The sequence below is a fragment of the Microbacterium sp. Bi128 genome (assembly GCF_918698205.1).
The window spans coordinates 1-7,254 of sequence record NZ_CAKKMM010000197.1 but is presented as its reverse complement, the minus strand read 5'-3'; the positions used below and the strand labels follow the sequence as shown (position 1 = coordinate 7,254).

At 69.7% G+C, this 7,254-nt stretch carries 6 protein-coding genes; 3 read left to right on the top strand and 3 right to left on the bottom strand.

From position 1 onward, the window contains the following. The first annotated feature begins 135 nt into the window (after positions 1-135). Positions 136-1,512, top strand: coding sequence for an amidohydrolase family protein (locus LQV45_RS14320; protein ID WP_230007609.1), 1,377 nt, complete (start codon positions 136-138; stop codon positions 1,510-1,512). Between the two features lie 175 nt (positions 1,513-1,687). Beyond that, positions 1,688-2,485, top strand: a complete 798-nt coding sequence (locus LQV45_RS14315) for an alpha/beta fold hydrolase (protein WP_230007608.1) — start codon at positions 1,688-1,690, stop codon at positions 2,483-2,485. 135 nt (positions 2,486-2,620) lie between these two features. Here the strand turns inward: LQV45_RS14315 and LQV45_RS14310 are convergent, their stop codons facing one another. Further along, positions 2,621-4,657 (bottom strand): RICIN domain-containing protein, encoded by a 2,037-nt coding sequence (locus LQV45_RS14310; RefSeq protein ID WP_230007607.1) that lies wholly within the window; start codon positions 4,655-4,657, stop codon positions 2,621-2,623. On the opposite strand from LQV45_RS14310, the gene LQV45_RS14305 reads away from it, so the two are divergent. Then, positions 4,656-4,802 (top strand): hypothetical protein, encoded by a 147-nt coding sequence (locus tag LQV45_RS14305; protein WP_230007606.1) that lies wholly within the window; start codon positions 4,656-4,658, stop codon positions 4,800-4,802. The two genes, LQV45_RS14310 and LQV45_RS14305, sit on opposite strands and share 2 nt — an antisense overlap. Positions 4,803-5,201: 399 nt before the next feature. On the opposite strand, the gene LQV45_RS14300 is transcribed toward LQV45_RS14305, so the two are convergent. After that, positions 5,202-5,915: a response regulator gene (locus tag LQV45_RS14300; RefSeq protein WP_230007605.1), complete on the bottom strand. Its 714-nt coding sequence runs from the start codon at positions 5,913-5,915 to the stop codon at positions 5,202-5,204. Further along, on the bottom strand, positions 5,912-7,192 hold the full coding sequence (locus LQV45_RS14295; RefSeq protein ID WP_230007604.1) for an ATP-binding protein: 1,281 nt from the start codon (positions 7,190-7,192) through the stop codon (positions 5,912-5,914). The genes LQV45_RS14300 and LQV45_RS14295 overlap by 4 nt, the downstream gene beginning before the upstream one ends. Positions 7,193-7,254 lie beyond the last annotated feature (62 nt).

Sequence of the window (7,254 nt, the reverse complement as noted above, 5' to 3'; positions counted from 1 at the left end):
GACATCTCCACTGCAGGCTGCAATGGAGATGTCAGCCGGATGCAGTTTCGCGAAACGGCGCGCGGCCGCAGCCCGCAAACCACCCGCCGCACGCTCGGAACACCGCGGAAACACGCGATTGTTACCGTCATCAACATGTCGCTTCTGGTCACGAACGCACGGCTCATCACGGTTCCCGCGGGCACCGACGACCCCGGCTACATCGAGCGCGGATACATGCTCGTCCGCGACGGCCGCATCGCGGCGATCGGCGCGGGCGACCCCGATCCGTCGCTCACCGCCGACGAGACGCTCGACGTCGACGGCAAGTTCGTCGCTCCCGGATTCGTCTCGTCGCACAGCCACCTGTTCACGAGCGGCTCCCGCGGTCTCGGCGTCGACCAGACGCTGTACGGCTGGTGCACGTCGATGTTCAGCGTCCTCAACAACGCCTCGCCCGACCAGATCTACTGGGCGACGCTGCACGGCGCGCTCGACTTCCTCGCCAACGGCGTGACCACGGCGTACAACTTCACCGACCCGCTGCTGCCGTGGGAGCCGATGGTCGAGGGCAAGCGCTCCGACGGCGGCGGCGTCCTGCGCGACCACGCGTGGCACACCCGGCAGGCCGACGGATGCCACGACGCCGGGCTCCGCTTCGTCGACTCGATCGCCCTGGACGCCACCGTCGGCACCGACGACGAGATCTTCGCCCGGTTCGAGGCATCCCTCGATCACGTCCTCGCGATGGACCCCGACATCGCCCTCGGCGCCTCGATCATGGGGCAGGTGCAGTGGTCGACCAGGCCCGATGCCGCCGAGATCGAGGTCGCCGTCATGGACCGCTTCGGCGTCACCAACCAGGCGCACTTCCTCGAGACGTACGAGGCGATCGAGCACCAGCAGACCAAGTTCCAGCTGTACAAGAACGCCGGGGCGCTCCGCCCGGGCATGATGTTCGGGCATTTCATCCAGACGACGCCCGAGATCATCGCGGATGCCGCCGCCGGCGGCGCCTCCATGTCGTGGCAGCCCGCGTCGAACGGGCGTCTGGCGTCGGGGATCGCGCACGTGCCCGAGATGCTCGACCTGGGTATGCAGGTCGGCATGGGCCTCGACGACCAGGCCTGCACCGACGTCGCCGACCCGTGGCAGAACATGCGGATGGGCATGTTCATGCAGCGCGCCCGCACCCACGACCCGCTGTCGATGATGCCCGAGCGCGTGCTGCGCCTGCACACCCTCGGCGGCGCCGAGATCATGGGCGTCGACGATCGCGTCGGCAGCCTCGAGGTGGGGAAGTTCGCCGACTTCGTGGTGGTCGACCCGCGGCTCCCCGACGTCGGTCCGCTGTGGAACCCGGTGCGCAGCTACGTTCTCGCGTGCGGCCTCCGCAACCTGAAGCAGGTGTACGTCGGCGGGAAGCTCGTGAACGAGAACGGTGTCTCGACGAACCCGCTCGCGGCCGAGGCGTCCGAGGTGCTGCACACGCAGCTGCCGGCGCTCGCGGACGAGTTCGGCGTCATCCTGTAGGCCACTGGTCCCGCCCACCGCTCGGGAGCGTGCCGCCGGGCGGCCCGGCGCCGCGAATCGCCGAGACTGCATCCCGCTGACAACTCCATTGCACGCTGCAGTGGGGATGTCAGGGGGATGCAGTCTCGCGGGCTTACGGCCGCGGCCGGGCGTGCGTGCGTGCGACCCTGGGCGCATGCGCACGACGATCGCCGACCTCGACGTCCACACCTCCGCCACCGACGTCGCCGGACGCGACGTGCTTCTGTGGCATCACGGCTCGCCGCAGACGGGGGCGATCCTGCCGCCCGTGCGGGCCGCCGCGGACGCGCGTGGCCTCGCGGTCGTCTCGGTCGCCCGGCCCGCTTACGCCGGATCGTCGCGGATCCCTGGCCGCAGCGTCGCCGACGTGGCCGAGGGACTGCGCCCGGTCCTGGAGCGCTTGGGCGTGGCATCCGTCGTCTCGGTGGGCGCTTCGGGCGGTGGGCCGCACGCGATCGCGTGCGCCGCAGCGATGCCGGGGCTCGTCCGGCGCGTGGTGACGTTCGCGTCGCCGGCCCCGTTCGTCGACGACGACGCGTGGTTCGCCGGGATGCAGGCGCCCGAGGCTCTCCGCGCGGCGACGCAGGGCGAAGACGCGCGCCGCCGCTTCGCCGAGATCGACGAGTTCGATCCGGACTCGTTCGTGGATGCCGACTACGCGGCGCTCGACGGGGAGTGGACGTCGCTCGGGGCATCCGTCGCGGCGTCCGAGCCGTACGGGATCGACGGGTTGATCGACGATGACCTCGCGTTCGCGCGGCCCTGGGGGTTCGCGCTCGCCGAGGTGGTGGCATCCGTTCTGCTCGTGCAGGGGGAGAAGGACCGCGTGATCCCGCCGCAGCACGCGCGGATGCTCGCCGCGGGGCTGCCGCACGCGAGGCTCGACCTGCACCCCGACGACGGGCATGTTTCGGCGCTGCGGCACCTGGCGGCGGCGCTCGGATCGTCCTGAGTCGGGATACGGATGGGAGTGGGAGAGGCCTCCGGTGTCGATGTGACGCCGTCTCGGTCGTCACATCGCACGCACGGAGGCCTCTCTTCCCGACGGATTCCCCGCGGCGGGGTCACCGTCCAGAGTCCGATCGGATCAGAGCCTTGCCTCGTAGAGGAGGTTCGATGATCGGGGGTCCCCCAGCGGTGATCCTGGGCCTCCCGGCACGATACCGATCTGCACGAGATCGCCGGGGGAGGCATCGATCTTTCCGAAGTAGACGTCGAGCTTGCCCGAATCGATCGCGACCGCGGAGGCGTAGTGCGTCGCGCCTTCATAGGTCTCGCCGGTGTACTCCCCATTGATCCAGACGACGACGCGCGCTGAGCTGTCCCGAAGAGCGGTGGTTTGCGTCATCGCCACACCACCACCGGTTCTCGAGACCGTCTCTACTCCTGAGCCGACGCGGTAGACACCCAGGAGTTGGGACGACTCGGGCGCAGGGACTCCCCAGCCGGGGTAGCCGGGGATGACACCGACCTGGATGAGGTCGCCGGCGTGCGAGGGAATCTCGGCAACTCGATACGTGCCGTCGAGCCCAGCCGCGCCCGCGTAGTATCCGACCCCCTCATACGTCTCGCCCACGTAGCGCCCATTGACCCAGATCACCACGCGCGACTTCGAGTCGTACAACGCGGAGTCCATCGTCAGGGAGGTGCCTGTGCCGGTGGGGGAGGGGGCGAATCCGCGAACCGATCGCGACGCCGGCGGGGTGAGGTCGCCGCCGATCTCGAGCCACCCCTTCTTCCCGTCGCGCGTTCCCACGCCCGCGGCTACGTTGCCGCGAGAGGCGCCCTCCAACGTCTGCGCGAACGCTTCGCCGGCCACCCACTGTTCGGCTTCGAAGGTGCGCCCCCGGGCCGAAACGCTGTCGATGAGAGGTGCGGGCTGATGAGGGTTGTCGATCCGGATCGGACTGTCGGGCGCGAGAGGGATGTTCACGGTCTGGGAGACGATTTGGGAGCCGGTAGGACGGAGCGCAACGCTCACGGGGGTGGCACCCGGTTCACCGATGCGCGCGACCTGCAACTCCGTGCTCGGGTTGCTGTATGTGATCGTCACCACCTGAGAGGAGCTCGATGACTCGCGGGCGGCGGCGAGCGCACTGTCTTTCGTGCTGTCGCACAGGGGCGCGTTGCTGTCGCTGGTACACGCAAGGATGAGGTCGTTGATCTTGTCGTTCTTGACGGGGATCACCGCACGGCCATCCCCGGACCACGTAGCCCCCATGTCGTTTGCGACCGTCCAGGTTCCTGTCACCTCGACCGACGGCGAACCGAAGACGACCCACGCGTACGCACCCGGTGCCACCGGCATGCTGATCCAATCGGAGAGTGACTCGGTCGAAGTCGTCTGGGCGCCGAATTTGGTGCTCCAGCTCACAACGATCTTCTGCTTGAGGGGTTCCGTACCCATCTCCTGCTCGTATTGGACACCGAACGTCGTCTCGACGGACAACGAGATGGCGAGGGTCTTGGTCCAGTTCAGATTGCGGGTCACGGTCGCCGAATCGCCGTTGTAGAAGGTCTTGCTCGCGATGGTCGGTGCAAATATCCCTGGACGGCTCGATGTCTTCGCGTCGTAGTCGCACTGCCGGATGATCTTGGATCCGGCGGAGCATTGAGTGAGTGCATGCAGGATGGCCGGGCCGCTGAGGTCGAGCGCCCTTCCCGTATGCGGGTCCACGAACCGAAATGTGCGCTCCCGGTGCATTCTCGGCACGAGGTTCGGGTCGACGTTGACGCAGTAGTGGCTCGTGGGGAACGGAACGGACGGGGTGACCGGGTACTGATACCAGCACTGGTCGTCAGAGACGCGTCGGAGGTTGTACTCGCCCGGTCGACTCGAGCCGGATGCGGGAGAGACATAGAATCGCTGCCCGGCATCGAGGGTGCAGCGAACCAGCGTCTGGTCCTGGAGGCATTGTCCGTTCGCGTTCTTGATGACGAAGCTGCCGTCATCGCCCGCCTTGCTCAGGATCCACTGCTGATCGAGGTTGTTGGTGTCCCGCTGTTGAGCGACAGGGTGCCGAACGCCCGGCTCTCGCCGGTCCTCGGTGGTTCCCCAGTAGGAGTTGGCGTAGGGGCTTTCGATGAGTGCCACCACGTCGCCAGCGTTGAGATCGACCGGCATGAGGTCGGTATTCGACGTGCTGGCGGGCGCGACTCTCGCGGCGGCCGACCGCGGAGTCTCGGCAGCCGTCGCGGGAGTCGATGTTGCTGACAGGATCACGGCCGCGGTCAACGCGACGAAGGCGTTGGTGACCCCGCGTCGGTGAGGGAGTATCCGGTACGTCAAAAGTCCTCCAGGCTGTCGGGCGCCCACATCGGCGCTCATTTGCAGGACTCTAGGGACAGCGGGGTGTCGGAGTAGCCGATGGGCTCGAGCCGGCCCATGAGTTCACCTCTCGTGCGATACGAGAGGTCGCGACGCACACCACACCTACGATCAGATTCACCACCTCGATCAGGCATACTCGTCGGCGGCTACCTCGTGGCGCTCTGACGCGATCCCGGTTCGCGAGACTGCATCCGGCTGACATCTCCACTGCACGCTGCAATGGAGATGTCAGCCAGCTGCAGTCTCGCGAACCGGGCGCCGGGCGGGCGGCGGCCGGGCCCCGCCCGCGCGCCGCGCCGCACGCTGCGCCGCACGCCGCTCAGAGCGCCGACGCCGCTCAGGCAGGCGGCGGCGGCGCGAGCCGGTACAGGATGCGCGGGCGGCCCCGCGCGCCGTAGCGGTGCGCGAGGTCGATGACACCGGTGGCGACGAGGTGCTCGAGGTAGCGCTGCGCGGTGGCGCGTGACAGCCCGCACGCCGTCGCGACATCGGATGCCGATACGAGCGCGACCGGGTCGAGCGCCGCCCGGACCCGCTCGAGTGTCACCGGGGCCAGGCCCTTCGGCAGGGCGGACGCGGCGGGGCGGTCGGGCACACGGACCGTGCCGGTGGTGAGGAGGCGGTCGATGTCGCCCTGGCTGAGGGAGCGATCCCGGTCGGCCTCGGCTCGCGCACGCCGTTCCGCACGGTAGGTCTCGAGGCGCTGGCGCAGCGTCTCCTCGGTGAACGGCTTGACGAGGTAGCCGATGACGTGGGCCGCGAGGGCTTGCCGCACGGTCACCTGATCCTGCGACGAGCTGATCACGAGCACGTCGAGTCCCTCGGCGCCGAGGGTGCGGAGGCGATGCAGCACCTCGACGCCGCTGATGTCGGGCAGGCGCATGTCCAGCAGCACCAGGTCGACACCGCCCAAGGCCTGCGCCACGGCCGCCTCGCCGCTGCCCGCCGACCCCACGACGGCAAACCCCGGAGCGCCCGCGACGTACCGCCCGTGCAGGGCGCGAGCGGTGGCGTCGTCGTCGACGACGAGAACGCGGACCCGGTCGGTCATCGCGGCGCCGCCATCTCGAACTCGAAACGCGTCCCGCCCCACGCCGACCGCGTGACGAGGATCTCGCCGTCGCGTTCGGCGACCGCGCGGCGCACGACGGCGAGACCGATCCCGCGACCCGTGCCGAGGGGATCGGGCTTCGACGTGTAGCCCCGGGTGAACGCGCGCTCGACGTCGCGCGGGTCCAGACCCGGCCCGTCGTCGTCCACGGCCCCGTGCAGCACCTCGCCGACGAGGTCGAGGGTGCACCGTACGCGCGCGGCGCCCGCTTCGGCGGCGTTCCGGCACAGGTTGGTGAGCACGAGCACGACGGTCTCGTCGATCGGGGTGTCGCGGTCGATCCGCACCTCGAGCTGGGCGCCCAGCGCCGACACCTCGCTGCGCAGCGCTTCGATGCTGGCGTTCACGACCGAGGCATCCAGGCGGGTGTCCGACGGCTCGCGGGGCGCGAGGCCGGGCATCGCGTCGGCGATGTAGGTCAGGGCGTCGTCGGTGTCGCCGTGCGAGACGAGGCCGTGCAGCACGTGCAGGCGGGTGCCGAATTCGTGCGCCTGCTCGCGCAGCGCCACCATGGTGCGCGCGGTCTGCTCCTGCTCGGCGGCCAGCGCGTCCAGTCGCCGGAAGCGCCGCTCGATCGCCGCGGCCAGCAGCGACGACGCGAGCGTCCCGACGACGAGAGCCCCGAGCGCCCACGGCAGCAGGTCGCCGAGTGCCTCGTCGCGGTCCGCCAGGATGCTCGACTCCAGCACGCCGACGGCGGCCATGCCGACCACGGCGCCCCCGTCGCGGACGGGAACCTTCGCCCGCAGCGAGCTGCCCGAGGGCCCGGTCTCGGTGCCGAGGAACGGCGCTCCGGCCAGCACGCTGGCGTTCGTCGTCTCGACCTGGAGACCGCGCTGCCCGCTCTCGGGGTGGGTGATACGCACGCCCTCGTCGTCGGTGATCACCACGTAGAAGACCCCGGCGGTGCGCTGCACCAGATCGGCGAGCGGCTGCAGCGTCGTCGTCGCTGCCGCGAGGTCGCGCGCGTCCGCCAGCTGCGTGCTCGTTCCGGCGGAGGCGACGGATGCCACGGTGCGGCGCACATCGTCGAGCTCGGCGAGGCTCGACGCGACGTCGTAGACCCGCTCGGCGGTGTCGTCGCGGATGTGGCGTTCCTGCACCGAGGCGGCGATGAGGGTCGTGAGCCCCACGGCGGTCAGCACGATGAGGCTCGGGAGCACGACGAGCGCGCGGCGGACCACTCGGGCGGGGACCGAGGGGGTGACGTCGGGCATGGCAGGGACATTCTCTCGCGCGCACTGTGAGCACAAAGCGACCGGGGGGTACGGTGCAGCCC

What these genes read in the sequence shown, in the direction of transcription:
- LQV45_RS14320 (WP_230007609.1), top strand. Translation starts at nt 136, where the DNA reads ATGTCGCTTCTGGTCACGAACGCACGGCTCATCACGGTTCCCGCGGGC.
- LQV45_RS14305 (WP_230007606.1), top strand. Translation starts at nt 4,656, where the DNA reads ATGAGGTCGGTATTCGACGTGCTGGCGGGCGCGACTCTCGCGGCGGCC.
- LQV45_RS14310 (WP_230007607.1), bottom strand. Translation starts at nt 4,657, where the DNA reads ATGCCGGTCGATCTCAACGCTGGCGACGTGGTGGCACTCATCGAAAGC.
- LQV45_RS14295 (WP_230007604.1), bottom strand. Translation starts at nt 7,192, where the DNA reads ATGCCCGACGTCACCCCCTCGGTCCCCGCCCGAGTGGTCCGCCGCGCG.
- LQV45_RS14315 (WP_230007608.1), top strand. Translation starts at nt 1,688, where the DNA reads ATGCGCACGACGATCGCCGACCTCGACGTCCACACCTCCGCCACCGAC.
- LQV45_RS14300 (WP_230007605.1), bottom strand. Translation starts at nt 5,915, where the DNA reads ATGACCGACCGGGTCCGCGTTCTCGTCGTCGACGACGACGCCACCGCT.